General features: G+C 79.7%; 1 pseudogene. It reads left to right on the top strand.

Annotated elements, in window-relative coordinates:
- Window positions 1-1,057 (top strand): annotated as a pseudogene (locus tag G3I54_RS15310) (hypothetical protein); the annotation flags it as partial.

Here is a 1,057-nt window from a genome sequence, read left to right as displayed (position 1 = left end):
CCGACACCGCCCGCGAGGCCGCCGCCGCCGAGAGCCGCGCCGAACTGGCCGCCGCCCGCGCCGCCGACGGGGCCAAGGCCGCCGAGCAGAGTTACGAGGACGAGCACCGCGCCGCCGCGTCCATCGCCGCCGACCCCCGCCTCGGCGACCTGCTGGGCCTGCCCTCCGGCACCGGCGTCCCGCACCCCCGCCGGGAAACCGCCGACGAGACGTCCGGCTCCGCCCAGGGCGCCACCGCACGCACCGGCCCGGGGAGCGGCGACGACGGCACGGCCACCGCCGCCGAACCGGCCGCCGAACGTGCCGTGGCCCTCGCCGACCAGCCCACCACCGCCCAACAGCCCCTGACCGCCGAGGAGTTCGACCGCAGCGCCGACGAGCTGCGCGAGCTCCTGGACCAGTCCGTCGCCGCCGCCGAGCGCCGCCTCTTCGACCTGCGTACCGCCGCGGCCGACGACGCCCGCATCCTCGGCGCGCTCGGCGAGGGCGGGCTGCTGCCGCCCGGCCCCGACGTCCTCGCCACCGTCGAGTATCTGGGCGAGCACGGCATCCCCGCCCTGCCCGGCTGGCGCTACCTCGCCCAGGCCGTGGACCCGGCCGACCACGCCGCCGTCCTCGCCGCCCGCCCCGAGCTCGTCGACGGCGTCGTCATCACCGACCCCGCCGCCCACAGCCGCGCCCGCGAAGTCCTCGGCGGCGCGGCCCTGCTGCCCCGCTCGACCGTGGCCGTCGGCACCGCCGCCGCCCTCCTCGCTCCCGTCCCGGCCCCCGGCACCGGCTCCGACGCGCAGAACGACGGCGTCTTCCTCGTCCCGCCGAACCCGGCCATGCACGACGAACACGCCGCCGACGAGGAACGCCACGCGCTGCGCAGCCGCGCCGCCGCCCGCGACGAGGACATCCGGACCCTCGCCGCCCGCCTCTCCGGGGACCGCGCGCTCGCTGCCCGCATCGGCTCCTGGCGCGCCGACTGCCCGCCCGGCATGCTCGCCGAGCTGGCCGAGGCCGCCGCCACCGCCCGTACGGCCGCCGAGAGCGCCGAAGCCGTCCTCGCCGA

The sequence above is a fragment of the Streptomyces sp. SID14515 genome (assembly GCF_010548505.1).
Taxonomy (GTDB): domain Bacteria; phylum Actinomycetota; class Actinomycetes; order Streptomycetales; family Streptomycetaceae; genus Streptomyces; species Streptomyces caviscabies.
The sequence above is the reverse complement of the archived record's forward strand: the minus strand, read 5'-3'. Positions and strand labels throughout refer to the sequence as shown.